This is a genomic window from Streptomyces sp. NRRL S-1813 (genome assembly GCF_000719605.1).
Taxonomy (GTDB): Bacteria; Actinomycetota; Actinomycetes; order Streptomycetales; family Streptomycetaceae; genus Streptomyces; species Streptomyces decoyicus.
In genome coordinates this window covers 43,410-69,298 of record NZ_JOHB01000027.1, presented here as the reverse complement: position 1 = coordinate 69,298, position 25,889 = coordinate 43,410, and the positions used below count along the sequence as shown (strand labels likewise).

At 71.5% G+C, this 25,889-nt stretch carries 27 protein-coding genes; 11 read left to right on the top strand and 16 right to left on the bottom strand.

Translation table 11 applies throughout. The features are described from left to right. Positions 1–131: 131 nt before the first annotated feature. Together IF67_RS45275 and IF67_RS39595 are read left to right on the top strand one after the other, a co-directional pair. Positions 132–374, top strand: coding sequence for a helix-turn-helix transcriptional regulator (locus IF67_RS45275; protein WP_234341409.1), 243 nt, complete (start codon positions 132–134; stop codon positions 372–374). 87 nt (positions 375–461) lie between these two features. Beyond that, the gene (locus tag IF67_RS39595) at positions 462–1,457 is read left to right on the top strand and encodes an XRE family transcriptional regulator (RefSeq protein ID WP_234341407.1); all 996 of its coding nucleotides are present in this window, start codon (positions 462–464) and stop codon (positions 1,455–1,457) included. Between the two features lie 391 nt (positions 1,458–1,848). On the opposite strand, the gene IF67_RS42135 is transcribed toward IF67_RS39595, so the two are convergent. The 4 genes from IF67_RS42135 to IF67_RS0129400 form a co-directional block, all read right to left on the bottom strand. Beyond that, positions 1,849–2,058 carry a DUF3631 domain-containing protein gene (locus IF67_RS42135; protein ID WP_078889707.1) on the bottom strand — a complete coding sequence of 70 codons (210 nt, stop codon included), beginning with the start codon at positions 2,056–2,058 and terminating at the stop codon, positions 1,849–1,851. Positions 2,059–2,317: 259 nt separating this feature from the next. After that, positions 2,318–3,118: a hypothetical protein gene (locus tag IF67_RS0129405; protein WP_030990766.1), complete on the bottom strand. Its 801-nt coding sequence runs from the start codon at positions 3,116–3,118 to the stop codon at positions 2,318–2,320. Then, a complete protein-coding gene (locus tag IF67_RS43935) occupies positions 3,115–3,330 on the bottom strand; it encodes a hypothetical protein (protein ID WP_158713179.1) in 216 nt (71 codons plus the stop codon). The genes IF67_RS0129405 and IF67_RS43935 overlap by 4 nt, the downstream gene beginning before the upstream one ends. Positions 3,331–4,090: 760 nt before the next feature. After that, positions 4,091–4,930: an SDR family oxidoreductase gene (locus tag IF67_RS0129400; protein WP_030990764.1), complete on the bottom strand. Its 840-nt coding sequence runs from the start codon at positions 4,928–4,930 to the stop codon at positions 4,091–4,093. A gap of 92 nt (positions 4,931–5,022) precedes the next feature. Here IF67_RS0129400 and IF67_RS0129395 point away from each other — a divergent pair, with 92 nt between their 5' ends. Together IF67_RS0129395 and IF67_RS0129390 are read left to right on the top strand one after the other, a co-directional pair. After that, positions 5,023–5,394 carry a winged helix-turn-helix transcriptional regulator gene (locus tag IF67_RS0129395; protein ID WP_030990762.1) on the top strand — a complete coding sequence of 124 codons (372 nt, stop codon included), beginning with the start codon at positions 5,023–5,025 and terminating at the stop codon, positions 5,392–5,394. Positions 5,395–5,557: 163 nt separating this feature from the next. Then, entirely contained in the window at positions 5,558–5,938 is a 381-nt protein-coding gene (locus IF67_RS0129390) for a hypothetical protein (protein WP_030990760.1), read from the top strand. Positions 5,939–5,983: 45 nt separating this feature from the next. On the opposite strand, the gene IF67_RS0129385 is transcribed toward IF67_RS0129390, so the two are convergent. From IF67_RS0129385 to IF67_RS0129370, 4 genes are all read right to left on the bottom strand, one after another. Continuing rightward, positions 5,984–6,436 (bottom strand): hypothetical protein, encoded by a 453-nt coding sequence (locus tag IF67_RS0129385; protein WP_030990758.1) that lies wholly within the window; start codon positions 6,434–6,436, stop codon positions 5,984–5,986. A 92-nt stretch (positions 6,437–6,528) separates the two neighbouring features. Further along, on the bottom strand, positions 6,529–6,990 hold the full coding sequence (locus IF67_RS0129380; protein ID WP_078889699.1) for a peptide deformylase: 462 nt from the start codon (positions 6,988–6,990) through the stop codon (positions 6,529–6,531). Between the two features lie 222 nt (positions 6,991–7,212). Continuing rightward, positions 7,213–7,836 (bottom strand): sigma-70 family RNA polymerase sigma factor, encoded by a 624-nt coding sequence (locus tag IF67_RS39590; protein WP_030990753.1) that lies wholly within the window; start codon positions 7,834–7,836, stop codon positions 7,213–7,215. Positions 7,837–8,086: 250 nt separating this feature from the next. Beyond that, positions 8,087–8,758, bottom strand: a complete 672-nt coding sequence (locus IF67_RS0129370; protein WP_051818704.1) for a hypothetical protein — start codon at positions 8,756–8,758, stop codon at positions 8,087–8,089. Positions 8,759–8,953: 195 nt separating this feature from the next. Between IF67_RS0129370 and IF67_RS0129365 the strand changes: the two genes are divergently transcribed. Next, on the top strand, positions 8,954–9,823 hold the full coding sequence (locus IF67_RS0129365; RefSeq protein ID WP_030990749.1) for an Fpg/Nei family DNA glycosylase: 870 nt from the start codon (positions 8,954–8,956) through the stop codon (positions 9,821–9,823). A gap of 73 nt (positions 9,824–9,896) precedes the next feature. Here IF67_RS0129365 and IF67_RS0129360 read toward each other — a convergent pair whose 3' ends face one another. Together IF67_RS0129360 and IF67_RS0129355 are read right to left on the bottom strand one after the other, a co-directional pair. After that, entirely contained in the window at positions 9,897–11,711 is a 1,815-nt protein-coding gene (locus IF67_RS0129360) for a choline/carnitine O-acyltransferase (RefSeq protein ID WP_030990748.1), read from the bottom strand. A gap of 170 nt (positions 11,712–11,881) precedes the next feature. Continuing rightward, positions 11,882–12,751, bottom strand: coding sequence for a hypothetical protein (locus IF67_RS0129355; protein WP_030990746.1), 870 nt, complete (start codon positions 12,749–12,751; stop codon positions 11,882–11,884). A 382-nt stretch (positions 12,752–13,133) separates the two neighbouring features. Between IF67_RS0129355 and IF67_RS0129350 the strand changes: the two genes are divergently transcribed. Both IF67_RS0129350 and IF67_RS0129345 read left to right on the top strand, forming a co-directional pair. After that, entirely contained in the window at positions 13,134–15,149 is a 2,016-nt protein-coding gene (locus IF67_RS0129350; RefSeq protein WP_030990744.1) for an NADPH-dependent 2,4-dienoyl-CoA reductase, read from the top strand. A 28-nt stretch (positions 15,150–15,177) separates the two neighbouring features. Beyond that, positions 15,178–15,744, top strand: a complete 567-nt coding sequence (locus IF67_RS0129345) for a PadR family transcriptional regulator (RefSeq protein WP_030990743.1) — start codon at positions 15,178–15,180, stop codon at positions 15,742–15,744. Positions 15,745–15,788: 44 nt separating this feature from the next. On the opposite strand, the gene IF67_RS0129340 is transcribed toward IF67_RS0129345, so the two are convergent. From IF67_RS0129340 to IF67_RS0129330, 3 genes are all read right to left on the bottom strand, one after another. Further along, positions 15,789–16,061, bottom strand: a complete 273-nt coding sequence (locus IF67_RS0129340) for a hypothetical protein (RefSeq protein WP_030990741.1) — start codon at positions 16,059–16,061, stop codon at positions 15,789–15,791. A 161-nt stretch (positions 16,062–16,222) separates the two neighbouring features. After that, on the bottom strand, positions 16,223–17,776 hold the full coding sequence (locus tag IF67_RS0129335; RefSeq protein WP_030990740.1) for an AMP-binding protein: 1,554 nt from the start codon (positions 17,774–17,776) through the stop codon (positions 16,223–16,225). A gap of 106 nt (positions 17,777–17,882) precedes the next feature. Next, positions 17,883–18,791, bottom strand: a complete 909-nt coding sequence (locus tag IF67_RS0129330; protein WP_037840000.1) for a Gfo/Idh/MocA family protein — start codon at positions 18,789–18,791, stop codon at positions 17,883–17,885. Positions 18,792–19,123: 332 nt separating this feature from the next. Here IF67_RS0129330 and glnII point away from each other — a divergent pair, with 332 nt between their 5' ends. The 4 genes from glnII to IF67_RS0129310 all read left to right on the top strand — a co-directional run bounded on the left by glnII (position 19,124) and on the right by IF67_RS0129310 (position 23,153). Beyond that, positions 19,124–20,146 carry a glutamine synthetase gene (glnII, locus tag IF67_RS0129325; protein ID WP_030990737.1) on the top strand — a complete coding sequence of 341 codons (1,023 nt, stop codon included), beginning with the start codon at positions 19,124–19,126 and terminating at the stop codon, positions 20,144–20,146. A gap of 144 nt (positions 20,147–20,290) precedes the next feature. Further along, the gene (locus IF67_RS0129320) at positions 20,291–21,211 is read left to right on the top strand and encodes a DUF6891 domain-containing protein (RefSeq protein WP_030990736.1); all 921 of its coding nucleotides are present in this window, start codon (positions 20,291–20,293) and stop codon (positions 21,209–21,211) included. Positions 21,212–21,308: 97 nt separating this feature from the next. Further along, entirely contained in the window at positions 21,309–21,983 is a 675-nt protein-coding gene (locus IF67_RS0129315; RefSeq protein WP_234341405.1) for a rhomboid-like protein, read from the top strand. 546 nt (positions 21,984–22,529) lie between these two features. Next, positions 22,530–23,153 (top strand): winged helix-turn-helix domain-containing protein, encoded by a 624-nt coding sequence (locus tag IF67_RS0129310; protein ID WP_030990734.1) that lies wholly within the window; start codon positions 22,530–22,532, stop codon positions 23,151–23,153. Here the strand turns inward: IF67_RS0129310 and IF67_RS0129305 are convergent. The 3 genes from IF67_RS0129305 to IF67_RS0129295 are packed head-to-tail and all read right to left on the bottom strand — an operon-like array spanning position 23,129 to position 25,564. Then, positions 23,129–23,860 carry a DedA family protein gene (locus IF67_RS0129305; RefSeq protein WP_063754402.1) on the bottom strand — a complete coding sequence of 244 codons (732 nt, stop codon included), beginning with the start codon at positions 23,858–23,860 and terminating at the stop codon, positions 23,129–23,131. The two genes, IF67_RS0129310 and IF67_RS0129305, sit on opposite strands and share 25 nt — an antisense overlap. Beyond that, on the bottom strand, positions 23,853–24,752 hold the full coding sequence (locus tag IF67_RS39585) for a lysophospholipid acyltransferase family protein (protein WP_051818701.1): 900 nt from the start codon (positions 24,750–24,752) through the stop codon (positions 23,853–23,855). The genes IF67_RS0129305 and IF67_RS39585 overlap by 8 nt, the downstream gene beginning before the upstream one ends. Further along, positions 24,749–25,564, bottom strand: a complete 816-nt coding sequence (locus IF67_RS0129295) for a GNAT family N-acetyltransferase (protein WP_030990731.1) — start codon at positions 25,562–25,564, stop codon at positions 24,749–24,751. Before IF67_RS0129295 ends, IF67_RS39585 begins: the two co-directional genes overlap by 4 nt. Between the last annotated feature and the right edge of the window lie 325 nt (positions 25,565–25,889).

Genomic DNA, 25,889 nt, shown 5'->3' with positions numbered 1-25,889 from the left:
GGGAACGTGTCGGGGATGACGAGTACAGCGCCAACTCCAGCTCTGGCCCTAGGCGTTGGCTGTAGTCCCGGGGTTGTCCCGCCTGTACGCGCGGTAGCCTGGCCGTCACCGTCGATGATGGGATTGCTCCCGTGGACGACCCGATCAGGCATCCCCTCGCCTACGCCCGCCTCTTACGCGGCTGGTCCCAGAGCGACCTCGTCGCGCGCCTGCACCGCGCTGCCGCGATGCGGCCCGAGGGGCTCCGCTCCGGCACCGACAAGGCGGCCGTCAGTAGGTGGGAGAACGGCCGCAAAACGCCGAACATCGAATCCCAGCTCCTGATCGCGGATGCCTTCGACGTGCCGATCTCCGACCTGGAGCGGTACCCCTGACCCCACTGGCTCCCGGGCCGGGACGACCCGGCCCCGCTCGGGGCGGCGTACACCGTCCAAGCACTTCGAGATGCACAGAGAGCCGCGATGAACCGCGAACGCCGTACCTTCCTGACCTACAGCGCACTTGCCCTGGCCGGGCTGGCCTCCCAGCGGGCCGCGCTGGAACCCGACCGCCTGACAACCGTGCTCGGCGGGCGCCGCGTCGATGACGAACTGGTGGACTGGCTGGAGGACACCAGCACCAAACTGACGGCCCTGCCGACCGAGCAACGCCAGCACACCATCAAGCTGATGGACGCCCACCTCACGACTGTGACCGACCTTCTCGAAGGAGCCCGGTACACCGAGGCCACCGGCCGCCGCCTGCACCACCTGGCTGCCTCCCTCTCCAGCACCTGCGGCTGGTACCGCTTCGACCAGGGTCAGCACTACGCGGCCGGCAAGCTGTGGAACGCCGCTCTCACCAACGCACACACTGCCCGCGACCGGGATCTCGGGGCCGGTGTCCTGTCCGACTTCGCCTACCAGTCGATCTGGCTCGGTCATCCCGGATCCGCCGTGGAACCCTTGAGCCAGGCCCTGGTCCACACGTCCCACCCCACCGCCCGCTCGCTGCTGTACCTGCGCAGGGCCCGAGCCCAAGCCGCCCTGGGGGCCACTGCCGACTGCCACCGTGACCTCGCCGCCGCTGAGACCGCCCTGCTGACCGACGCGGCCGACCCCGCCCCCGGCTGGTGCCGATGGATGAGCACAGCGGATCTGGCCGTGGACTCCGGCCAGTGTCTCCTCGACCTCGGCCGCACCGACGAGGCCCGCGCCCGCATCGACGAGGGCCTGACCCTGCTGCCACGGGCCCGGGACAAGACGCGCGGGGTCTTCCGCACCTACGAGGCCCGAAGCCTCCTCCAGGCCCGCGAGGTCGAACAAGCCCTCGCCGTAAGCACCGAGTCACTCGACCTCGCCACCCGCATCGGCGCCGACCGCTGCGTCACCCTGGTCCGCGAACTAGCCCCCGCTTTCAGGCCCTACCAGCAGGTGGACGGCGTACCCGAGTTCCTGGAACGGCTCCGGACCGCCTGAGAAGTGCCTGTTCTCTCCCCCCGCTGCGATCCGCCCCGGTCGCTGCATCCCACGTGCGGCGCCCCCTGGTGCCGGGCTTCCCCAGCCCTCCCTGGCGGGGCATGCGCTTCCGAAACTCCTCCGCGGCCAAGGGCTGCGGAGGAGTTTCGGAAGCTACAGCTTGCTGCGCAGGTATGGGCGTAGCGGTCAGGTCGGTTCCGGGCCGGGCGGCCTTGCACTCGTCCCACCCGTTGCACGCCTGGTCAGGGCGCGGAGGGTCGCACCCGGTGATACGGGTCGACTCGTATCGGCGCACGGTCGGTCTGATACCCGGGACGGGTGGACTCGTCCCACGCAGAGAGTCGTCCCCGCGCTGACCTGCGCGGGGACGGGTGGGACGAGTGAGGCAGGGTTACGGGGCAGTGCGCGCGGGAGGCGGGCAGTAGCGCACCCAAGCGTCAGTGAACTGACTGCGCGAGAAGCCCTTGCGCTGACCAACGTCTCCGAAGCGGTGGTTGGCGGACCTTATCTGGTAGTCGGCCAGCAGGAGTTGCAAGCCTCGTGCGCTCAGCCCGCCGTTGCCGTACTCGGCCCACCGCTTGCCCGGTGTCACCACCGGCATGTGCACCGGATGTGCACCCACCTGCCCAACCGAAGCCCGTCTGCGCAGGTCAGAAGCGTTTCCCACCTCTACTTCGGCATCTAGAAAGTAAAGCTCGAACTCGGCAGCAAACGTAAAAGAGGCTCAGAGCGGTTGCTTCCACCCCGGGTGGAAGCAACCGCTCGTCGTCTGTCGCGGCCCCTCTGCCCCCGGGGCGTTCCCGGGCAATCTTCCGCAAGCCGCACGCCGCAGTGCTCTGGACCATCACGCGACACGGACGCTATCCCACGTCGCGAGCCGGCTCGGCCTCGAACGCCATGAGCGTCAGTGCTGTGACGTGGATGACGGCGTCCCACTCGTCCTGGGTCAAGTCCGGGAATTCCTCCAGAACACAGCTGGGGACAGGACAGCCACCAGCGCTCAGCACTACCTTCGCGAAGGCCACCCCCGAGCGGCTGAGGCACAAGCGCGGCCCTTGCTGGGGCTCCCCGGTGTGCAGCACCGCGATGCGCTGAGCGGCGTCCTTGTTGTCGGGTGTCTCCGACGCGAAGTTCAGGAGCGCGGTCCGCAACTGCGCAGTGAGTTCGTCCTGGTGCAGGTCAGCGCGTTCCGAGATGGCAGCCAGCGCCTGGCAGAACCGCTCTCTCGCTACAGACCGGGGCGGTCTCGGGGTGACCTGCGGCTGTTGGCCGGCATCGCCGCGCACAGGCTCGGGCTCCGACTGAAGACCCATGAAGATGAGCTTGGAGACCAGCAGTACGGCCTCCCACTCCTCCTGGCTCAGGGTCGGGCAACTCTCCTGCACCTGGGGCGGAAGGCCGCTCTGGTCTGCGTACAAGAGCACGTCCGGCAGCTCTACGTCATAGTCCGCAAGCCGAAGACCGAGGCTTCGTCCCCAGGGGTGGTGCTCAGCACCAACGGTGACCAGTTCGACGCGCGAGCGATCGCCCAGCGCCTCCGAAGCCAGTTCGTGCAGCGCGATGGTGACTGCCGCACCGAGGTCGACCTCGTTTACGTCACTCCTTCCGCCGACACACAGCAGGGCATCGCGGAGGCGTCCGCGCGGCGATGACGGATTCATCGTCTCCTCCTACGGCCGCCGCCTGAGTCGAGCGGCTGAACGTTCGTCTTCTCCACGTACTTGTTGAGCTCATCGATCTTGTCCGCCGGCACCGCATAGCGACCTGGCTCATTGGTCGGCTTGATCTCGCATTGTTTCAGCCCAGCCAACACCTCTGGCTTGCAGTGGAACTCCATTTTGCGGGTGTAATCGTCGACCTGTTCCTCAGCCACTGCCCAGTGTCAGCACCGGGATATCGGTCGAAACACCGCATCGGACGCGCACCCGGCACTCCGCCGCGCCCACGATGTGCACCGGACGTGCACCCATCCAGCCTTCAGACGCTATCTGTGCAGGTCAGATCACTTCTCGTGCTGTACTTCGACATCTAGAGGGCGGGGTCCGGCGACTGGACAGAGGCCCTGGAAACAGGCTGTGACCTGCGAAAACTCTCCTCAGTAGTTCTCGCTGTTCTGGCTTCCCACCCCCTTGTGCACCGAGTGTGCACCGCCCGGCCAATTCTCTGACTTGGCGTCAGAAGCGATAGTGAGGGCCGCTACCCCAGAGCCGGGGTAGCGGCCCTCACTGGTTGATCCAAACTCTGTGTGCGACCGTAATCTTCTTGGTCTCCTAGTGACCTGAGTCGTTGATGCCTCGGCAGTCGCCGGCAAGGCATCAACGACTCAGGTCAGCTCAGGGCACAGTCAGTCGAGTCCGGATGCGGTTCGTGAGCCCACCGCAGGTGATGGATCGCGGTCACGGCTGCGTTCAGCAGGAACGGCTCGGCCACGATGCCTCATACCGGTGGACCGAAGTGGTTGGCAGGCGCAGCCGTGCGAGCTTCAGACGTGGTCTCGGTTCGGTCGACGGTGTAAGGCACTGCGTGGCTGGCCCCGCGGCACTGTAGAGCCTGGCCTGAGGGCCTGCGCCGCCCGGCACCTCGTGCGACCGCAGCCGCACGAGGCTGCCCGGGCGCTTCAGTTGAGTTGTGCCTCAGCGGAAAGCGGCGATGTTGCGGGCGACCCAGCCGTTGAAGGGGCGCGGGGCACGGCCGAGGACTCGTTCCACGTCCGGGCTGATCCGCAGTTCGGCCGGGTTCGGGGCGGCGATGATGTCCAGGGTGTCGTCGGCGAGTTCCGCCGGCACGAACTGGGTCATCGCGGCCTTGGCCTCGTCGCGGGTGAGTTCGTGGAACCGCACCGGCGAGCCGAGTGCGGCGGCGATGGCCTCTGCCTGCTGACGCGGCGTGATCACCGCTGGCCCGGTCAGCTCGTACACCCCGCCGGTGTGCCGGTCGTCCAGCAGGCAGGCCGCCGCGACCTCGGCGATGTCCGCAGGGTCGACGACCGGCACCCCGACGTCGCCGAAGGGTGCCGCGACCGCCCCTTGCGTGCGGACGGACTCCGCCCAGGCCAAGGCGTTGGAGGCAAAGCCGCCCGGCCGCAGGACGGCCCAGTCCAGGCCGGACTCCCGCAACGCGTCCTCCAGCGCGCGCATCGCGACCCGCGACGGGCCGAGCGGCCTGGTCGCCACGCCCTGCGAAGACAGCAGGACGATCCGGCGGACCCCACTGGCCTGGGCCAGGCCGATGATGTCGGCCGGCCTGGCTCCTGGGGCGTGCAGGTCGCCGGACAGCAGGAGGAACAACGCCTTCGCCCCGTCCAACGCGGGCGTGAGGCCCGCCGGCTCGGCCAAGTCGGCCGCCACGTGCCGGACGCCGTCCGGCACCGCCGCCGCGTGCCGCGACACCGCTGTCACCTGCTCGCCCGCCTCGGTCAGGGCCCGCGTCAAAGGCCGGCCCACGTTGCCGGTAGCCCCGGTTACCACGATCATGTTCAGCTCCTAGTCCGTTGTGCACTACAGCAGTTGACGTTAGGAGGAGGGCTTACTTTTCGTAAGAACATACTCAGAGGTAAGCTCCGGACATGAAGGAAGGCGCGCAGCTGACGCAGGTCGAGGCGGGCCATCGGTATGAGGTGTTTCACACCGACTGCCCCGCGCGGGACGTGGTCGACCACGTGACCAGCAGGTGGGGCATCTGGGTGCTGATCTCCTTGCGGAGCAACGACTTTCGGTTCTACGAGCTGCGCGACAGCATCCAGGGCATCAGCGAGAAGATGCTCGCTCAGACCCTGCGCGCGCTGGTCAAGGACGGCCTGGTCTGGCGGGAGGTCGAGCCGACGACGCCGCCCCAAGTCACCTACGGGCTGACTGAGTTCGGTCAGGAGGTCGGCGAGCCGCTGACGGACTTGTTCAACCTGATCACACAGCGGCTACCGCCGCGCAGCCCGGGATAGTGCGGTAGTGGTCGGCCCCGAAGGCGAATCCAGCGTGGCCTAAAGGGCTGTCCCGTAAATGATCTTAAGACATGCTGCTTGACCAGCCTGTTTCCGTCACCGGCGAGGGTGAGGTGGTGCAGGCGGGCGATGCCGAGCTCAGCACGCAGGGCAGGGAGGGCGCATGGGGCTGGTTCTTTTCCCGGGCGATGGAGACACGAGCAGCCCTGATGTCTCCTGGTCCTACAGCGGCTTTGCTGCGTTCCGGCGGTGCCTGGCTCAGGCCGAGGGTTTCACTCTCTCCGAGATGTGGGGCTTCGGCGGCGAACGGCCGTGGAGCGAGGTGTCCACTGCGCTGGAGCCACTCCTCGATCATCCGGACGACGGCGGTGACGACCTCTCGCCCGCCGACTGCGCGGCGATTTTGCCCCGCCTGGAGACCATCACCGATCAGTGGGCACAGGATGGCGACGCCATGCTTCACCAACACATCGAGGACGGTCGCAAGCTGGCGACCGTCCTGCGGCTCTGCATCGAGAAGCACGTACCGCTGGGCTTCGCCTGAACGAACCCCGCTTACGGGACGGCCCTTACCCTTAGGCCATCCGAATCACTGGACCGGCGGGCAATATCCGGTGTTCTCGCCGATGGTGTTGATCTCGGCGTTGGACCGGGTGTCGCCCGCGTAGTTGATCTGGTCGGTGCACTTCGTCCCGGGCTTTTGGGGGGTGCCCTTCGGCTTGTCGCTCTTCTCCGGCGTCGGGCAGTGCCCGGTGTTCTCGCCGATGGAGTTGATCTCGGCGTTGGACCGGGTGTCGCCCGCGTAGTTGATCTGGTCGGTGCACTTCGTCCCGGACTTCGCGGGGGTGCCCTTTGGCGCGTCGTCGGCCGAGTTCCGGGCGGTCTTGGCCTCGGGGGAGGGGGACTGGGTGGCCTGAGTGGAAGCGGTGGATGAGGAGGCGTCGGTGCCTCCGCCCTGGCAGGCGGTGAGCCCGAATGCGGCGACAGTGATCACCGTGGCGGCGGCGGCCTTGCGGGCGAGGCGGAGGGTGGTGTGCGACATGGTCTTCCCGTTCTCTCCAAGTAGCGTTTCGGCTTCGGAAACAAGACTGTCGTCCGCCGCTGATGATCTATCGCCGTCCGGCTAACGTCCCGCTAACGTCCGAGGCGACCGTCGCAGCCCCGAGGGTCCCGGCTCCTCCACGGGATCATGTCGCCAGTCAGGGCCGCGGTCTCGACGGTGGTCTTCAAGGGGCGGGGGACGAGACCGCGAACGTCGAAGAAGCTCAGGCAGCCCTCGTACTGCTCGTCCGTCTCGTCGGAGCGGTCTGTGATCCTCGGGTTGAGTAGGACGATGGCGGACGCATCACCGGGCGGCTGGACGACCGCCACCTCGCGCCCGATGCCGATCTGCGGGGCCGCGATGCCCATGCCCTTGGCGAAGGGGTGGACCTGGCTGATCCGTTCCATGGCGGCGAAGAGCTCGTCTGTGATGCGCTCTGCCTCGTCGCGTTCGGCGGGCAGATCGAAGGCGCGGGCCGGTTCGGCGAGGATGCCGGCACCGTGTTGGACGACGCCGAGGTCTCGCATCTGCTGGCTGGGCCGCACGTCAATCACCTGAACTCCCCTTGATCTGAGTCGCGTTCGCTCTGTGCCCGAAACCGCCACTCCAGACGGCACCGAGCGTGCAGGGCGGGTGTAGTCGTGATCCACGTGAATCGCCGTAGTTCACCGTCGTCGCTGCGGACGGGGCCCGGGAGCTGAAAGGCCGGCGGGGCACAGCACGCGGCACGGCGTGCGTTGCTGTGCCCCGTGGCCTCGCTCCCTGGCGGTGACGGGTCATGCCATGGAACCGGACACCACGGGACCGGGTACGAGCTCCCGCGCCGCGGCCTCCCGGCGCGCCGGGTCTTCTTCGGCGGCGTCGAGCAGGGCGATCAGCGTCTCCCGGGCGCGGGCCACCCTGGAACGGACCGTCCCCACCGGGCAGCCGACGACAGCGGCCGCCTCCGTATACGGAAGGCCGGTCAGCTGGGTGAGGACGAACGCCTCGCGCCGTGCCGGCGGGAGGGCGGAGAGGAGGTCGGTGAGGGCAACCCCCTCGTCGAACCCCGGGCCGGTCCCGTACCGGGTCTGCTCGGCCACGGTCTCCCAGTCGGTGAGCCCGGCGACGCGGGGCCTGGTCCGGTGGGCGCGGATGCGGTCGGCGACGGTGCGCCGGGCGATGGTCAGCAGCCAGGTGCGGGCCGAGGACCGGCCTTCGAACCCGGGCAGGCTGCGCAGGGCCCGCAGATAGGTGTCCTGCACCAGGTCGTCTGCGGCCTGGGCATCGCGGCTCAAATGCGTGACGTAGCGGAGCACATGACGCCGGGTGCCCCGCACGAACAGCTCCACCGCCTCTTCGTCTCCCGTGCGGGCCGCCAAGGCCCACTGGGTCACCAGAGCATCGTCGATCTCACACATGTGATTCCTCCCCTCGCCGCTCATCACGGAGCCCGGAGAGGGGGTCATGGCTCCTGCGCGTGGCGGAACCGGTGGCCGGAACGAGATCGGCCGTGGGCACCTGGGATGCCAACGTCCGGACAGGCGTCATCATCTGGAGTCCTTCGCGTGATCCGGTCGCCGTTGCGTACGGGCGGACCGGAGGGCCGGATGCGGGCACGGCCGCCGCAACTCCCGCCGCACGACGTCCGCAACCCGAGGTCAGCTGCTGTCAGCAGACAGCCGGCTCCTCCGGGGGACCACGCAGCGACACCACATGCGCCAGCAGCAGTTCACGCAGGGCCCGTCGTGGCCTCTGCCGCGGTACCCGGGGGTCCTCCGGAACTGCCAACGGCACGGGCCGCAGCGCGAAGAAGATCCACCGGACCAGGAACAGGAGCAGGGACAGGAAGCGGAACAGGGGCACGGTCCGCGCCATGCGGAAGGCGGCCTGCTCTCCGCCCCACATCCACCAGGCGCTCAGCGCCGCCACCACCAGGTGCGCCACGAGCATCGAGTGGCCACCGGTCTGCATTCCCTCGTGCAGCGACCGCGGCATGCCGGGCATCGCGTCAGGCACCGGTCCGTCGCCGAACGGGGCGGACGGGAGCGGTGCCGCTCCCTCGCACGCCATGGCCTTCCACCACAGCCGGCCCAGGGACCACGGGCCGTCCATCCGCTCCGGGGCCGTCTGGCTCAGGGCGAACGCCGTGTGGAGCACCGCCTGGGTACCGGCGGTCAGCAGGCCCACCACCACCGGTCCGCGCTCACGCCGGGCGAAGCACCACACGCCGGCGGAGGACCCCACGACAGAGGCGATCACGACGTACCAGGGCAGTGGCGAACCGGACGACAGTACGTGCCCAAGAGCCGTGAGCAGCACACAGACCGTGGCGAACACCACAGCCCGCAAGCCCCTGAGAACGCGTCCGGCTTCCATATCGAGCCCAGCTTGCACCCCGCCCGGCGATTCCGGCCCCGGAGTCGGAAAAGGTGCTCAATCCTGGAGCGATTTCCGCCGGCCGCGCCGCCCGCACCGCACGGTAGGGCCGACGCCCGCCGGCCCGCCGGTGGCCGAGGACTGGGGCAAACTGGCGGTATGCCTGAAATGCCGGAGGTCGAGTCCCTCACCAGGTTTGTGCACGAGCATGTCGTCGGCCGGACCGTCGAGCGCGTGTACCCGGTCGCGGTCCACGCGCTCAAGACGTACGACCCGCCCGTCACCGCGCTGGAGGGCCGGACGTTCGACGAGGTGACCCGGCACGGCAAGTTTCTCGATCTCCGGGCCGGGGAGCTGCATCTGGTCCTGCACCTGGCCAGGGCGGGGTGGGTGCGGTGGAGCGAGAAGCTGGCGGTGGCGCCGCCGCGGCCCGGCAAGGGACCGCTGGCACTCCGGGTCCGGCTCGGGGAGCCCGACGACGGTGCGGGGTTCGATGTGACCGAGGCCGGGAGTCAGAAGCACCTCGCGGTGTATGTCGTACGGGAGGTGCGGGAGGTGCCGGGGATCGCGCGGCTCGGGCCCGACCCGTTGTCCGAGGGGTTCACCCGCGAGGCGTTCGCGGGACTGCTGGCGGGGGAAAGCCGGCAGATCAAGGGGGTGCTGCGGGACCAGAGCGTGATCGCCGGGATCGGGAACGCCTACTCGGACGAGATTCTGCACGCGGCCCGGATGTCGCCGTTCAAGCTCGCCGCCAGGCTGTCGGAGGACGAGGTGACCCGGATCTACGAGGCGATCGGTACGACGCTGGGCGAGGCGGTCGAACGGGCCCGTGGGATCAACCTCCGGAACCTCAAGGCGGAGAAGAAGAGCGGGCTGCGGGTGCACGGGCGGAAGGGGGAGGGCTGTCCGGTGTGCGGGGACACGGTCCGGGAGGTGTCCTTCAGCGATTCGTCGATGCAGTACTGCCCCACCTGCCAGACCGGCGGCAAGGTCCTCGCCGACCGGCGGATGTCCAGGCTGCTGAAGTAGCCGGCGCGGAAGTGCCGCCACCCGGTGCGGGTGGCGGCACTTCGGCTCGGCGCCGGCGGGAAGAGCGTGGCGGTCAGGCCGCGGGCTGTCCCGGTGCCAGCAGCTCCCGCAGTTCGGCCACCGCCTCCCGGAGCCGGTCGGCGAAGGTGTGCATCTGGTCGGCCACCGCCAGCGGTGTGCTCAGGTAGAGGTGAAAGCGGTCGGGCAGCAGGACGTAGGCGACGCCGATACAGCGGCTGCTGGTGGAGCCGAAGCCGAAGTACTGGATGTTCGCGGACGGCGCCGAGCTGGTGCTCAGATAGTCGTCGCGCATCGTCAGCCAGCCCGGTGTCCGGTAGAGGGCGGGCTGCTCGGTCACGCCGAGTTCCGCCCCGCGGCGGCGCTGGATCAGCTCCAGCTCCCACAGGTGCTGCTCGGGCGCGGCACCGGCCTGGCACTCCTTGGCGCGGGCGACGTGCTTCGCGGCGGCTGCCCGGAAGGCGGCCCGGCGGGTGTCCGCGTCGGCCGCCGGGTTCTCCATCGCGGCGACGAACTCCTGGATCTCCGGGGTGACCACACGCATGGCCTCGGTCCGGCCGTGCCGCCACTGGCGGGTGGCGATCGACTCGTACGTCGCACCCAGGCGGCCCTTGGCGCGCTGGTGGGCCAGCTGGTAGGCGAGCTGGACGAAGGCGTCCGGCGAGGAGCCCAGCGCCTTGGCGGTGGTGCTGCCGAAGTCGTCGAAGGAGACGGTCCGGGTCGCGGTGCTCTCCCCGTACGCCGCGAACGCCTCGGCGGCGGAGCGCACCTCGGACCGGAGGGCGTCGTCCAGCTCGAAGACGACCGGCTCCACGGACGGGAGCCCCTGGGAGCGGGCTCCCGAACGGCGGGAGTGTTCCTCCGCGGAGGTGCTGAGCAGGGCGTCGGTGAAGCTGAGGATGGTGGTGCCGTCCAGCTCGCAGTGCTCGACGTTGATGCCCGCCCGGCCGTCCGCGAAGACGATCAGGGAGACGGCCTTGTCGAACCAGCGGTTGCCGCGGTCGCCGTGGAGCAGCTCGTCGCAGGCCTGCTGGATGTCCGCGGGGGCGAAGTCCTCCAGGCAGACGCAGAACAGGGCGCTCTCGATGTCCTCCAGGGCGTCCGCGTTGCGGGGGTGGCAGGCGAGCAGGGACTCGCGGGCCGCGGCCCACTCGGCGCGGGCCTTGGTGGTGAGGTGACCCACCGAGGTGTCCGCGGGGGCCGGTTCGGCGCCGGCCTTCTGTACGGCGCGCAGCCCCGCTTCGAGGTCGTCCAGGCTGTGCGGGACACCGTCGGCGCCGAGCACGTCCATCCGGAACATGCTGCCGCGGACGAACACCACGATGTGCCGTGCGCGGGACGGGCCCGGCCAGGCGTCGGTGTAGGGGCTGCGGACGGTGTCCTGTTCCGCCCCGGGGATCCGGGTGGCGGAGAAGAGGAACTTGTTCTGGATCATCGACTGGGGCGCGCCGCGCTGCACGACCGGCGGGATGAGCTCCTGATCGAGCTGCCGCTTGTAGTCGACGGCCCCGGCGATGAGGCCGGCCGCCCGCTCGACCTGCGACTGCGGTTGCGCCGGGCCGGTGTCCTGGAAGAGGAAGAAGAAGTTGGCGTTGAGCGCGATCCGGTCCCGGCGGCCCAGGTAGCGGTACGGCCAGAAGGTGTCGAGCCAGCTGTGGACGCCCTGGGCGGCGTCGTACTGCTCCAGCGCCGCGTGCAGCGCCCGGCCGGGGGCGCCGGGCCGGAGGAAGGCGGCCACCTCCGCCTCGGTCGCCGCCAGCTCGTCGGCGGTCAGCAGCGGCGCGCACCAGGCGAGGAACCGCTCACAGCTGGCCTCCAGCGTGGGCAGCGGCACCCGCGGCAGGCTGTCCTCTTGGGCGAAGGTCGTCATGGCTGCTGGCCTTTCCTGACGGGTATTCAATTCTGCTCTCTCGATTCGCGTCGTGGGGACCTGTGATGTCACTCGTCCATACTCGCGCCGTCACCCACCGTGCCCGCTCCTCCTGGAGCGCGGAGCGGGCAACGGTCAAGGGCGACGGCACGGCCTCGCCCTCGCCCTCGCTAGTCCAGCAGCCGGTCGCCCCGGACGGCCCGGCCCTCGGCCGCCAGATGCTCGGGCAGCACCCGGCCGAAGAGCTGCCGGGTCCGTGCCACGCTCCCGATGACGCCGGGGCGCTCGCTGTAGGCGAAGATCGCGGAGTGGCGCGCCAGCTCGCCGCGCACCGGGCTCACCCGGTGCAGCGAGTAGCGGCCCTTGAAAAGCTGTAGATCACCGGGTTGCAGGGGGAGGCGGCGGGTCAGCCGCTCGCCCCGGCCGTCCAGGACGTCGCGGACGTCGTCGAAGTGCTCGTCCTCGGCGGACCGGATGTTCGGGCAGTACTCGAAGACGCCGCCGTCCTGCGCCTGGCGGGTGAGCAGGCTCACCGTGAACTCGTTGGTGTCGAAGTGCCAGGGGTGCTCCAGGCCCGGCGCGACGACATTGAGGACCAGCCCGGACAGCGGGTCCGCCAGCTCGTGCAGCTGCGGCAGCCCGAAGCAGCGGGCGATGAAGTCCTGGAACGCCGTGTGGGCGTAGAGCCGGCTGATGAGGGAGTCCGTGGGGATGCGGTCGCGGGCGACGAACGCATTGCCCCGCTGGAAGGTCCGGCGGCCGGGGTGGTCCTCGGGCAGTGCCCGGTCCACCGCGATGTTGTAGACGTTGACGGTCTCGACGTCGAAGTGCGCCTGGGGGGCGAGGGCAGCGCACTCCTGCTCCAGCACCTCGCGGAGCGACGGCCGGATGAAATCCGGCAGCACGGTGCAGCCGAGAGCCGAGAGTTCGCGCCGGGCACGGGACATCACGGCCCGCCCCTCGGCACTGTCGAGTTGTGCCAGGGGGTACCGGGCGGTGTCTACCACCTGGTCGAGCGTGATGGCTTGCAAAGTGGACATTCGATCCTCTCCACGTGCGGGCAGACCGTCCCGAGCCGGATGCCCGCCGCCGGCCCGCGGCGCCGCCCCGGCCGCCCCCTCCAGGCGGTCCGTGCGGTCCGCGCGCCGTCCGGCCCGCACCGTCGGCTCGTCGGCAACTCCATTGAGGAGTAGCACAGTTGAAGTTCCCACAGCGCCCCCGTGTTGTCTGTGATACGTCACACTGCGCCGACGCGAAGGCTGCGCGCCGTGAAGGGGCAAGGGGGAAGGCGCCCGGGGCGAGGAGGCAAAGGGCGCCGGGGCGGGTCGGCGTCGCCTGCGTCACTGTTTTATGCAACTTGTTGCATAAGGCTCCTCGGCTGGTCTACAACTGCTGTCACGACCACCGCGCCAGGAGGCCCCCATGAGTCAGTACCCGCACCTGATGAGCCCGCTCGACCTCGGGTTCACGACCCTTCCCAACCGGGTGCTCATGGGGTCGATGCACATCGGCCTGGAAGAGGCCGAGAACGGCTTCGAGCGGATGGCCGCCTTCTACGCCGCCCGTGCGCGGGGCGGCGTCGGCCTGATGGTGACCGGCGGTATCGCGCCGAACGAGGCGGGACGGCCATACGACGGCGGCGCCAAGCTCACCACCGAGGAGGAGGCGGCGCAGCACCGGACCGTGACCGACGCGGTGCATGCGGCGGGCGGCCGGATCGCGATGCAGATCCTGCACTTCGGGCGCTACGCGTACCACGCCGATCTGGTCGCGCCCAGCGCCATCCAGGCCCCCATCAGCCCCTTTGTGCCGCATGCGCTCACCGACGACGAGGTCGAGCAGACCATCGAGGACTATGTGCGGGCGGCGGAGCTGGCCAAGTCCGCCGGGTACGACGGTGTCGAGATCATGGGCTCCGAGGGCTACTTGATCAACGAGTTCATCGTCGGCGCGACCAACCGGCGCACGGACCGGTGGGGCGGCTCGTACGAGAACCGGGTGCGCTTCCCGCTGGAGATCGTCCGCCGCACCCGGGAACGCGTCGGCACCGACTTCATCCTGATCTACCGGCTCTCGATGCTGGACCTCGTTCCGGGCGGTTCCACCCTGGAGGAAGTGGTCGCGCTCGCCAAGGAGATCGAGGCGGCCGGCGCCACCATCATCAACACCGGTATCGGGTGGCACGAGGCCCGTATCCCCACCATCGTGACCTCGGTGCCGCGCGGCGCCTACACCTGGGTGACGAAGCGGCTGATGGGCTCGGTCACCATCCCCCTGGTGACCAGCAACCGCATCAACACCCCCGAGGTGGCCGAGGAGCTGCTCGCCGACGGGCGCGCCGACATGGTGTCGCTGGCCCGGCCCTTCCTCGCCGACCCGGACTTCGTCAGCAAGGCGGAGGACGGCCGGGCCGATGAGATCAACACCTGCATCGGCTGCAACCAGGCCTGCCTCGACCACACCTTCAGCGGGAAGATCACGTCCTGTCTGGTCAATCCGCGGGCGTGCCACGAGACCGAGCTGGTCCTCTCCCCGACCCGCCGGCGCAAGCGCCTCGCGGTGGTCGGCGCCGGGCCCGCCGGGCTCGCCTGCGCCGTGTCCGCCGCCGAGCGCGGCCATGAAGTCACGCTGTTCGACGCCGCGGACGAGGTCGGCGGGCAGCTGAACATCGCCAAGCGGGTGCCGGGCAAGGAGGAGTTCGAGGAGACCCTGCGCTACTTCCGTACGCAGCTCGCGCGGCAGGGCGTGGAGGTCCGGCTGAACACGCCCGTGACGGCCGGGGACCTCGGCGCGTACGACGAGATCGTGGTCGCCACCGGGGTCAGTCCGCGCACCCCGGAGATCGAGGGCATCGACCACCCGAGCGTCGTCAGCTACCTCGATGTGCTGCGCGACGGCGCGCCGGTCGGCGAGCGGGTGGCGATCCTGGGGGCCGGGGGCATCGGCTTCGATGTCGCGGAGTTCCTGACCGACGCCGGGGACGCGGCGAGCCAGGACCCGGAGACCTACTTCCGCTCCTGGGGCGTCGACACGACGTACGCCGAGCGCGGCGGGCTGCGGGCGCCCGAGCGCCCCAAGGCCCCGCGCCAGGTGCATCTGCTCCAGCGCAAGACCTCGAAGGTCGGCGCCGGGCTCGGCAAGACGACCGGCTGGATCCACCGTGCGGAGCTCCGGCACCGGGGCGTGACGACGGTCGCCGGGGCGACGTACGACCGGATCGACGACGAGGGCCTGCATGTCACCGTCGACGGCGCGGCCGGCACGCTCCCCGTGGACACGGTCGTGCTGTGCACCGGGCAGGAGCCGCGCCGGGACCTGTACGAGGAGCTGCGGGCCGAGGGGCGCGCCGTGCACCTCATCGGCGGCGCGGATGTCGCCGCGGAGCTGGACGCCAAGCGCGCCATCAAGCAGGGGACGGAGCTGGCGGCGACCCTGTGACCTGCGGCCGCCTGCCTAGGATTGCCGCATGTCACTCCCGCACGCCATCCTCACCGCCCTGCTGGAGAAGCCGTCGTCGGGGCTCTCGCTGACCCGCAGGTTCGACCGGTCGATCGGCTACTTCTGGTCGGCCACCCATCAGCAGATCTATCGCGAGCTGGGAAAGCTGGAGCAGGCCGGGTTCATCCGGGCACTGCCCAGCGACCAGCCCTCCCGCGGGCAGAAGAAGGAGTTCGAGGTGCTGCCCGCGGGACGGACCGAGCTGACCCGCTGGGCGTCCGGTGAGCAGGAATCCAAGCCCATCCGGGACGCGCTGCTGCTGCGGATGCGGGCCTCGGCCGTCGTGGGACGGGCCGGGCTCGACGAGGAGCTGCGGCGGCATCTGACGCAGCACCGGGGGCAGTTGGCGGAATACCAGGAGATCGAGGACCGCGACTTCGGGGCCGCGGCCGACCCTCAGGACCGGTTGCGGCGGCTCGTGCTGCGGGCCGGGATCGGTCTGGAGACGTTCTGGGTCCAGTGGCTGGAGGAGGCGCTGGCGGAGGTGACGGACATGGATGCCGCCGAGGGGGCCGGGGGCGGCTCGGGTGGGTGAGCCCGCTCCGGCAGGGTGCGGGCACGGCATGGGGCGGCCGGTCGTCAGCAGTTGTCGTAGATGAGGGCGCGCACCAGACGGCAGGTCGTGTCGGAGGGGGTGTGGACCCCGATGTCGGCCGCGGTGCTGCGGATCTTGCGATTGTGGGCCTGCTCGGGGCGGTAGACGCCGGTGTCGAGCAGGGCTATGGCCAGCCGCATGGCCTTCAGGCGGCGGTTGTGCGATTCGTACCGTTCGCGCGGCCATCCGGCGGGCAGCGGCCTCTTGGGCAGCGGGTGGGCCGGGAGCGGCTTCGTCATGAGCGTGGCAGCGGCCATCGGCGACCTCCTGGAGCGTGGATGAACCCTCACTGACTGGTTCCCATTCTACTGGCCACCACTGACAAAAGCCCCTGGCCAGGAGGGATTTGGGGCTTCCAGGAGGGGCCGGCGCGCGCCCGTCGGGACGGCCTCCGGGGCGGCCTCCCGGGCGGCCGCCGTCAGGCCGGCACGGTCGTCGCACGGAGCAGGGTTTTGTCCGGTTTGCCGACAGGGGTGAGAGGGATGGCGTCGAGGACGTGGACGGCGGCCGGGGTGTACAGGGCCCCCTTGTGCTCGGTGACGAAGGCGCGGAGGCCGGCGGTGTCCACCCGGCGGCCCGGGGCGGCGACGACCGCGGCATGCACCTCCTCGGTGTCGTCCGCCCCGAGCACCCCGTAGACGGCGCACTGGGCGACCGCCGGATGGGTGTGCAGCAGGTCCTCGACCTCCGCGGGGTGGACATGGCCGCCCACGACGATGATCAGGTCCTTGACCCGGTCGACGAGGTAGAGCCGGCCCTCGCCGTCCAGCACGCCGACATCGCCGGTGCGCAGCCAGCCGTCGTCGTGCCGCACCTGCGCGGTCAGCTCGGGCTGCTTCCAGTAGCCGGTCATCACGCCCGCGGAGCGTACGTGGACCTCGCCCTGCTCCCCCGTCGGCAGCTCCCGCCCGTCCGCGTCCCGGACGGCGAGCGTCACGCCGGGCAGCGGGCGGCCCACGGTGATCCGTCCGCCGGGGCCGGTCGGGACATGGTCCTCCGGACGGGCCTCGGTGATCGACATCGCCTCGGCCTGGCCGTACAGCCCGAACAGGACCGGGCCGAAGACCTCGGCGGCCTGCGCCAGCCGTGTCGGTGAGGCCGCGCAGCCGCCGTAGGAGATGCGGGTGAGGGAGCTGAGGTCGGTGGTGGGGAGGGTGGGGTCGTCGAGGAGGCGGTAGAGGAGCGGGGGCAGCAGCCACAGGTGGGTGATGCGGTGGCGGGCGACGGCGGCGAGTACGGCGGTGGGGTCGAAGGCGCGGTGCAGGACGACGGTGCCGCCGGCCACGAGCGTGGCATCGGCCAGGATGCCCGCGAGGTGGGCGAGCGGTGTGCAGGCCAGGAAGCGGGGCGGCTCGCCGGCGGCTTCCATGCGGTGGTGGATCAGCATCCCGGCATACGGGGCGTGCGCCATCCGGACCCCCTTGGGGATGCCGGTCGTGCCGCCGGTGTGCCGGATGCACCAGTCGTCCTCGGGCCGCGCGGCGCTCGGCACCTCGGGGGTGGCGGGGAGCGCGGCACAGGCGGCGAGCAGGTCGGCGCCCGGACCGGCGGCCCCCTCCCCCAGGGTCATGACCTCGGGGAGCGGGCCCCGGGTGTGGCGGAGCAGCGCCCGTGCGGTGGCGTGGAGTGCCGGGTCGACCAGGAGCAGGGCGGCCTCCGCGCTCGTGGCGATCCGGGCCAGGGTCTCGGCAGCCATGCCGTCGTAGAGGAAGACCACGCGGGCGCCGAGGAGGCCCGCGGCGTAGCGGGCGGCGAGGACCTCGGGGCGGTTGCCGCTGAGGAGACAGACGGTCCGGCCGCGGCCGATGCCACGGCCGGCGAGCACCGCCGCCATGCGGTGGACGGTGGCATGCAAGGCGCCTGCGGTGACCTCCTCGCCGCCGTCCACGGTCACCGCGGTACGGGACGGGTCACGGGCGAGGGCGGCGAGGAGGGCGTCGGCATAGCTGGTGAAGCCGGTGGCAGGCGTCATGGCGGCGGGTTCCTTCGGGCCGGTGGCGGATGCGTGACAAAAGGGGTCACGCCCATGACGCTACGGACGTTCGCTCATGCCCTCCACGACCAATTTCGCCATGTAGTCATGACTCGTGAGGCATGAGAGAGGGGAGCGATTCCTCCGCCGCCGCCAGGATTTCGGTGACCCGGAGGCCGAAGTGGATGTCGCAGGCGTTGGGCAGTCCGGTCCCGGCGGCGGTGAGCAGGGCGTCGACGGCGTGGCGGTAGGCCACGTCGGGGCCGTCCTGGCGGCGGGGCAGGGAAGTGGTGCCCGCGCTGCCGCGGAGGGTGACCTCGACGCCCGCCGCCGCGGCGGGCGCGGTCAGGCCGACCGTCGCCGAACTGGCCGCGCCACTGCCATGACGCATCGTCAGCAGCACGACATCGGCCGGGCCCCGGGTCGCGGTGACCGCTTCCGCATCGCCGAGGACCGGCAGCAGCACCGACAGCGCATGCGGGCCGACGTCCCACAGGCCGCCCTTCTCGCGGCGCCAGGGCGAGTCGGCGTACGGGCTGGTGCTGTCGTCGGCGAAGACCGAGCCGAGCCAGTCGGCATGCGCGGTGAACCAGCCGCCGACCGCGGCCTGGGCGGCGATCCACTCCCCCTCCTGCTCCCCGAAGCGCGCCGTGAAGAAGACCACCGAGGCGATGCCCGCCCGGTCGGCGGCCGTGGCGACGGCGCGCGCCTCGGACACGGAGGTGGCCACCGGCTTGTCCAGGAGGAGATGGCAGCCGGCCTCGGCGGCGCGGACCGCCAACGGGGCCTGGACGGACGGCGGCAGGGCGATCGCGACGGCGTCGCAGGCCTCGAACAGCTCGTCGGGGGTCTCGTACGGGCGGGTGCGGTGGGCCTGGGCCAGCGCGGCGGCCGCCTCCGGTCTGCGCCCCCAGATGCCGGCGAACTGGACGCCGGGGTGCGCGGCGAGGGCGGGGGCGTGGACGCTCCGCGCCCAGGGTCCGGTGCCGAGAAGTCCGATGCGCGGGGTCGTCATGGGGCCAGTGTCTCGCGGGGTGCGGGCCTGGGCACCGATTTCGCCCCGGCCGCGCCATGGGCCGGAGGGGGCCGGCCGGGGCACCCCGCGCACGCACGCCGTACGGTGGCGCCGAAGCGTCCCCCTGAGGCCTCCGTCACATCGGAATGATGTGAAGACGGGCACATTTACGCCGGAAATCCCAGGCATCTTGGGGAGAAAACCTTAGGAACGCCGGGATGTCCGGCTCGGTAACCTGTGGTTCACAAACGGGCAACGGACGAGAAATGGCGCGTTGCGAGAGTGCGGCGGTACGCCCGCACCGTACCCGCACCCACCGTGAAGAGGACCCCGTGAGCATCAAGGCCGAGTACATCTGGATCGACGGCACCCAGCCGACCGCCAAGCTCCGCTCCAAGACCAGGATTCTGACCGACGGCAGCAAGCTGCCGCGGTGGGGCTTCGACGGGTCCAGCACGAACCAGGCCGAAGGCCACGCCTCGGACCTGGTGCTCGAGCCGGTCTTCAGCTGCCCGGACCCGATCCGCGGCGGCGACCACCTGCTGGTGCTGTGCGAGGTGCTGCACACCGACCTCACCCCGCACCCCTCCAACACCCGTGCGCTGCTGCGTCCGGTCGCGGAGCGGTTCGCCGACCAGGAAGCCATCTTCGGCATCGAGCAGGAGTACACCTTCCTCAAGGGCGACCGCCCGCTCGGCTTCCCCGAGGGCGGCGGCTACCCGGCTCCCCAGGCCGACTACTACTGCGGTGTGGGCGCCGACGCGATCTTCGGCCGGGAGATCGTCGAGAAGCACCTCGACCTGTGCCTGGCGGCCGGTCTCGGTCTGTCCGGCATCAACGCCGAGGTCATGCCCGGCCAGTGGGAGTTCCAGGTGGGCGCGCTGCCCGCGCTGGAGGTCTCGGACCACATGTGGGTGGCCCGCTGGCTGCTGCACCGGGTGGCGGAGGAGTTCGGCGTCACCGCGTCGCTGGACGCCAAGCCGGCCAAGGGCGACTGGAACGGCGCGGGCGCGCACACCAACTTCTCCACCCGTGCGATGCGGGAGGGCTACGACGCGATCATCACCGCCTGTGAGGCGCTGGGCCTGGACGACAAGCCGCTGGAGCACGTCCGCCAGTACGGCACCGGCATCGAGGACCGGCTGACCGGCGCGCACGAGACCGCCCCCTGGGACGCGTACTCCTACGGTGCCTCCGACCGCGGCGCCTCGGTCCGGATCCCCTGGCAGGTCGAGGTCGAGAAGAAGGGCTACATCGAGGACCGGCGTCCGAACGCCAACGTCGACCCGTATGTGGTCACCCGGCTGATGGTGGACACCTGCTGCACGGAGCTGGCGCGGCGCGAGCAGATCTGACGTCTTCAGGACGACGGGCGAAGGGGCCGGACCGGTGTGGTCCGGCCCCTTCGCCTGTGCCGCTCGGCCCTCGCGGGGCACAGGAAGGCGCAAGCGGACGCAGTTCAGGGGCCGTTTGTCAGTGGCGGCTGGCACGCTGGGGGCATGCTAGCGATCAGCGTCAAGACCGAGACCGGGCCGGACCGCGCGCGCCCGGCCGAAGCCGAACTCGCCGGGCTGGTGCGGCGGATCGGCGCCGACGACGACCATTTCGTGGTCGTCGAGCGGCTCCCCGAACAGGCCCAGGTGTTCGTGCAGACCTGGCGGGACGGCGACGGGCCGTTCTCGGTCGAGTACCGCGACGGCGCTCCGGAGCGGCACTTCCGCGCGGAGAGCGACGATACCGAGCGGGTCGTCGGTCTCTTCCTGGACTGGGCGCGCGGCGGCGCGGCCTGGCGTACGGCGCTCGACTGGCAGCCGGCGGATCTCTACTCGACGCCCGGCCTGGACGCGAAGACCCGCGCGGCCGCCGAGGAGCAGGCTCGTAAGGACATATGTTCCGGTTTCTGGGACTTCCATGAGGTCGCCCAGGGTGTCTGTGACGCCTTCGGCCCCGAGGATCCCCAGGTCTCGCTGGACGAGGCGCGACGGATCGTCGGGGGCCTGTGGGAGGAGCGGCTCGCCGAGCAGGCCGAGTGGCCCGCGGTGACCGACGCCGACCGGGTGGAGCAGGCCTTCGAGGCGCTGGACGCCCGGGGCCTGACCGCCCGGATGAACTTCAGCTGTTGCAGCAACTGCGGACTGGGCGAGATAGCGGCCGAACGCGGCGAAGGAGACCGGGGCTTCGTCTTCTTCCACTTCCAGGACACCGAGTCGGCCGTGCAGGGCCATGGCCTGTCGGTCCGCTACGGCGCCTACGCGGACGCCGGGGAGGCCTCCGCGCAGGACCGGGCCGGCGTCGGACGGGCGGTGGTGGCGGCGTTCGCCGAGGCGGGCCTGCCGGCGCAGTGGGACGGCGATCCGGACCGGGTCATCGAGGTCGCCCCGCTGGACTGGCGCAAGAGACTGCCGCGGACGGGGGCCTGAGATGCCGGGCACCGCATCGCGGAGGAAAGCTTCCGGTCGTCTGTCGCGTGGCCTGCCGGCCGCCGTTCCCTGGGCCGCGTCGCTGTATGTCGGCGCCGTGCAGCTCGGCGCGTACGCCACCGCGCGGCTACCCGGCCGGCGGCGTACGGAGCTGCTGCGCACGCACTCCACCAACGTCGACAATCTGCGGGCCGGGAGGTGGCAGACGCTGGCCACCAGCGCGGTGTTCGTCGAGGAGCCGCTGCCGGTGGCGTACAGCGCCGCGCTGCTCGCCGCCCTCGGCACGGCCGAGGCGCGATGGGGAGTACGGCGTGCGGCGGGGGTGTTCGCGGCCGGCCATGCGGGGGCCAGTCTGCTGGTCTACGGGGCCCTGCGCCGGCGGACGCGGGAAGGCTCCCCCTCCGCTAACACCACCAGGGCCTCCCCCGAGGCCTCCGCCACCCACGCCCCCCACGGCACCGAGGAAACGGGTGCGGAGCCGCCGGACACCACCGCACGGGCCATCGACGTCGGAGCGAGCTACGGCTTCAACGCCACCGTGGGCGCCCTCGCCGCGACCGTCCCGCACCACGGCGCGCGGGCCGCGGCGACGGCCGGTCTGCTGGCACTGGGCGTACGCCCCGTACTGCGCCGCGGGCGGACATTCACCGACGTCGGGCATCTGGCAGCGCTCGTGATCGGGGTGGCGCTGGGGACGGGGATGCGGGTCGGCACGGGGATGCGGGCGGGGGCAGAAAGACGAACGGGGGCGAACTCACAGATCCGGGCGTGAACCCACGGCGTGAAAGCGGGGCAGGAACCCGGGGCGGGGAAGCGGGGCGGGAGCCCAGACCGTGAGAGCGGGGCGGGAACCCGGGGCGCGCATCCAGGCGCTAACGGCACATCCCGCAGATATCCGCATGCTGCCACCCATAGGGGAACACGCCCCGCGAAGCGGATTCCAGCCACCCTCCCGCCCCCGGAGGTTCACCAACTCCCCTACGGAAACGCGGAGTCGGACCGTGCCGCCCCCGGTCCCGGTACCTGCGCGGCTCCGCCGCGGCGGAATCCCGTCAAAGGGCCGTCCACCCGAGGGACAGATCACCGACTGTCTGGTTCAATGGGTGCCATGGCCAGCCTTACAGACACCGCGACGGGTCGCAGCGACCTCGAGCCTTTCTGGCCGTCCCGGCAGGCGCACGCATTCGACCGTCTGTGTTGCCGCGCGCACTGAGCGCGGGCCCGCACACGCCTCACCGACGCCGCTGACCGGCGTTCCACGCCCTGCCCGCGCGCACGACGTCCCCGACGCCCCTCTGCGCGAAAGAGCTGACTCCTGATGACGAACGTCCGTACCCTGACTGCCGGTTCCGCGACGGCCCCCCTCCCCGCCCAGCCCGCCCCGCACCCGCACCGTCACCGCCTGCGCGCCGTAGCACCCGGCGAGGCCCATCCGCCGCCCGCCACCGCTCCGGGCGGAGCCGCTCCGGACCACAGCCTCCAGTCGGTGTCCGAGCTGCTGAACTCCGGCGCCACCTGGCTTCCGGCACCGCAGCACAGCCTGCCCGCGCTGCCGGGCCAGCCGCCGATGGTCGGCTATCTCGTCCTCGTACCTGCCGAGCAGGTCGCGGCCGCGCCGCCGGCCGCCGAGCCCGTGGTGAGCGCGCCGACCGGCGACGAGATCGTGCGGATCGACCCCGAACAGCGCACCGCACAGGTCCAGGGCCGGCCGCTGGATCTGACCTACCTCGAATTCGAGCTGCTGGCCCATCTGGTGGCGCATCCGCACCGGGTGCACACCCGCGACCAGCTGGTGACCACGGTGTGGGGCTACGGGCACGTCGGCGACGGCCGTACGGTCGATGTCCATGTCGCCCGGCTGCGCCGCAAGTTGGGCGCCGCGCACCGGTCGTCGATCGTGACGGTGCGGCGGGTCGGCTACAAGTACGTGCCGAGCCTCTGAGGCCGGGGCTCAGCGGCCCTCCTGGCGGGGCCGCGGCCGGGCGGGGAGCCGCTCCCCCGCCCGGCCGGACAGCGCTCGCGCCCCGGGGCGGGTCCGTTCCCCGCCCTCCGGGGCGCCCGCCGGTGCAGACATCCCACACCGCACGCCACCACCACCCCGGCCCCGGAGGCCAGCAGCATCGCCTTCGCCGGGGAATCGGTGAGCGCCGCGCCGCCCAGAGCTCCGAGCGCTGCGCTGCACACCGCCCAGATGCCCGCGCCCAGCGCGTCCAGCAGGACGAAGCGGCGCAGCGGGAAACGGACGCTCCCGGTGGACAGCGCCGCCACCACCCGGCCGCCGGGCAGGAAGCGGCCGGCGATGACGAGCAGCGCGGCATGCCGTTCGATGCGCGCGCGGGCCCTGGTGTGCCGGGCCCGGCCGCGCTCGCCCCGCAGCAGCCGGGCGATCGCGCGCGGGCCCGCGTACCGTCCCACCGCATAGCCGAGGCAGTCACCGGCCAGTGCCCCGGCCGCCGCGACGCCCGCCAGCAGGGCGAGCAGCGGAAGGTCGGGGCCGATGAGCACGGCGACCAGGACCACGGTGGTCTCGCTCGGCATGAACGGCAGCAGCGCGTCGAGGCCGGACACCAGCAGGACGATCAGCCACAGCCAGGGCGAGCCCAGCATGCCCTGGAGCGGCTCGGTGAGCTGGTCCAGCTGCTCAAACATGGGCCGGGGTGTCCCGCGCAGGAGCATCCGGCACGGAGGAACCCGGCCGCGGCACGGCGGGCAGGAGTGCCGAGCGCGCGGGCGCCTGCCGTACCACCGCCCCCGCTCCCGGCCGGCCGCCCAGCACCGCGCGCGCCGCCAGCTCCGCCAACTCCCGCCGGTCCGGGCGTCCGTCCGCCGTCGTCAGCACCGGATGCGCGGTGACCCGGACGGTCAGCGCACGGGCGGCGAGCACCCGGCGCAGCGAGGCGGCAAAGGTGTCCTCGCCGCAGAACGCGGCCACCGTGCTGGGCAGCCCCTGCTGGGTGTAGCCGAGGGTCACCGGGCGGACCGGCGCACCCGCGTCGAGGGCGGCCTGGAAGGTGGCCCGGCGGAAGGTGCCCTGGTCGGCCGTGCACCAGGTGGTGGCCTGCGGGAAGACCGCCACCGACCGTCCGGAGCCGAGCAGTTCGGCCACCTCCTGGACGGTGTGCCGCAGCCGGCGGGGGCTCGTACGGTCGATGAAGTGCGTACCGGCCCTGCGGGCCAGGCCGCCGACGACCGGCCAGCCGCCGACCTCGCGCTTGGCGAGCAGGGTGACCGGTTCGACGGCGAGCAGGGCGAGGATGTCGAGCCAGGAGATGTGGTTGAGGACGATGAGGGTGCCGGTGCCGTCCCCCGCGGTAAGGGAGGCCGCGCCCTCGACGCGGACGCCGAGGGCCTTGAGCAGCGCCCCGGCGTGGGCGCGCAGCCGTACCGGGTCGGCCATCCGCTCGCCGTCCGTCAGCGCCCGCCGCACGGTGTGGGCGAACGCGGCGCCGCGGCGGGCGATACGGGTCGCCGGTACACGCGGCAGGGCGTGTGCGGCGCAGTCCGGGGTGCAGTCGGACCAGACGTCCCAGGGACCGTTCACCGCTCCCCCAGGAAGTAGCGCCGGTAGCGGTCGCCCAGCCGTTCCATGTCCAGGACGACGAAGAAGTCGGCGACATCGAACTCGGGGTCGTGGGCGGGCGCGCCGCAGATGAACGCGCCGATGCGCAGATAGCCGCGGAGCAGCGGCGGCAGCTGGGCGAGGCTGGGGCGGTCGGGGACGGGGAGCGTGGAGTGCCAGGGGTGGTGCGGGGTGACCTGGAGCTCGGGCGGTGCGGCGTAGCGGGCCCGGCCCAGTCCCCAGGCGTGGGCGGCGGCGGTGCCGCCGTCGGCGAGCGGGACGGAGGCGCAGCCGGCGAGGTAGCGGTGGCCGGAGAGCAGGGTGTAGCGGGCGAGCGCGGCCCACATCTGGGTCATGACGGCGCCGCTGCGGTGGTCGGGGTGCACACAGGAGCGGCCTGCCTCGATGAGGGAGGGGCGCAGCTCCGCCAGGGCGCCGAGGTCGAATTCGCCGTCGGAGTACAGCCGCGGGCTGCGGCCGGGCGGCAGCAGCCGGTAGGTGCCGACGACTTCGCCGGTGGCGGTGTGGGTGACGACGAGGTGGTCGGCGAGCTCGTCGACGGCGTCGATGTCGTGGCCGGCCAGCGGGGAGTGCAGGGTCGCGCCCATCTCCTCGGCGAAGACCTGGTGGCGCAGTCGCTGTGCGGCGCGGATCTGCTCGCGGGTGCCGGCGATCTCGGCGGTGTAGCCGGGGTCGGCGGGGGCGGATGCCGGTGCGGGGGCGGGAGCAGTTGCCGGGGCGGGGACGGGAGTGGTGCGGGGGACGGCGGCGGACGCGGTCGATGCCATGCTCATGAGAGCCCTCCTTGGGGAGTGGGGAGGCTGTGCGAGTCGACGGGGCGGTGAGACAGCGGGGCCTGCGGGCCGCGCGGGGCAGCCGTTGCACTGCTCCGCAGTGGTGCCGGTGACACCCCTGGGGAGGGGGTGTTCACCCGATGACCTGGCCCTTCTCTACGCGGGAGACTGTTCCCGTGCCCGACGGCCGGGGGCGTGAAGCCCAGGGAGCGAACGGGTGAGGGTCCGCGGAACACTGGTCGCCGCCGTCCGGGGCCGGGGGTCAGCGGGGTGGGGGTCCACCCGCTGCCGCCGTCGGATTCCGACACCCTGGCGGGCGCCGGCG

Coding starts and splice junctions, on each gene's coding strand:
- IF67_RS0129385 (WP_030990758.1), bottom strand. CDS start 6,436: ATGTCGCACACCACCCTCCGCCTCGCCCGCAAGGCCGCCGCCGCCACG.
- IF67_RS0129350 (WP_030990744.1), top strand. CDS start 13,134: ATGAGTCAGTACCCGCACCTGATGAGCCCGCTCGACCTCGGGTTCACG.
- IF67_RS0129295 (WP_030990731.1), bottom strand. CDS start 25,564: ATGAGCATGGCATCGACCGCGTCCGCCGCCGTCCCCCGCACCACTCCC.
- IF67_RS0129390 (WP_030990760.1), top strand. CDS start 5,558: ATGGGGCTGGTTCTTTTCCCGGGCGATGGAGACACGAGCAGCCCTGAT.
- IF67_RS0129345 (WP_030990743.1), top strand. CDS start 15,178: ATGTCACTCCCGCACGCCATCCTCACCGCCCTGCTGGAGAAGCCGTCG.
- IF67_RS0129310 (WP_030990734.1), top strand. CDS start 22,530: ATGACGAACGTCCGTACCCTGACTGCCGGTTCCGCGACGGCCCCCCTC.
- IF67_RS0129355 (WP_030990746.1), bottom strand. CDS start 12,751: ATGTCCACTTTGCAAGCCATCACGCTCGACCAGGTGGTAGACACCGCC.
- IF67_RS42135 (WP_078889707.1), bottom strand. CDS start 2,058: ATGCCGGTGGTGACACCGGGCAAGCGGTGGGCCGAGTACGGCAACGGC.
- IF67_RS0129395 (WP_030990762.1), top strand. CDS start 5,023: ATGAAGGAAGGCGCGCAGCTGACGCAGGTCGAGGCGGGCCATCGGTAT.
- IF67_RS0129320 (WP_030990736.1), top strand. CDS start 20,291: ATGCTAGCGATCAGCGTCAAGACCGAGACCGGGCCGGACCGCGCGCGC.
- IF67_RS0129400 (WP_030990764.1), bottom strand. CDS start 4,930: ATGATCGTGGTAACCGGGGCTACCGGCAACGTGGGCCGGCCTTTGACG.
- IF67_RS0129335 (WP_030990740.1), bottom strand. CDS start 17,776: ATGACGCCTGCCACCGGCTTCACCAGCTATGCCGACGCCCTCCTCGCC.
- IF67_RS39590 (WP_030990753.1), bottom strand. CDS start 7,836: ATGTGTGAGATCGACGATGCTCTGGTGACCCAGTGGGCCTTGGCGGCC.
- IF67_RS0129330 (WP_037840000.1), bottom strand. CDS start 18,791: ATGACGACCCCGCGCATCGGACTTCTCGGCACCGGACCCTGGGCGCGG.
- IF67_RS0129365 (WP_030990749.1), top strand. CDS start 8,954: ATGCCTGAAATGCCGGAGGTCGAGTCCCTCACCAGGTTTGTGCACGAG.
- IF67_RS0129340 (WP_030990741.1), bottom strand. CDS start 16,061: ATGGCCGCTGCCACGCTCATGACGAAGCCGCTCCCGGCCCACCCGCTG.
- IF67_RS39595 (WP_234341407.1), top strand. CDS start 462: ATGAACCGCGAACGCCGTACCTTCCTGACCTACAGCGCACTTGCCCTG.
- IF67_RS0129360 (WP_030990748.1), bottom strand. CDS start 11,711: ATGACGACCTTCGCCCAAGAGGACAGCCTGCCGCGGGTGCCGCTGCCC.
- IF67_RS0129405 (WP_030990766.1), bottom strand. CDS start 3,118: ATGAATCCGTCATCGCCGCGCGGACGCCTCCGCGATGCCCTGCTGTGT.
- IF67_RS0129305 (WP_063754402.1), bottom strand. CDS start 23,860: ATGTTTGAGCAGCTGGACCAGCTCACCGAGCCGCTCCAGGGCATGCTG.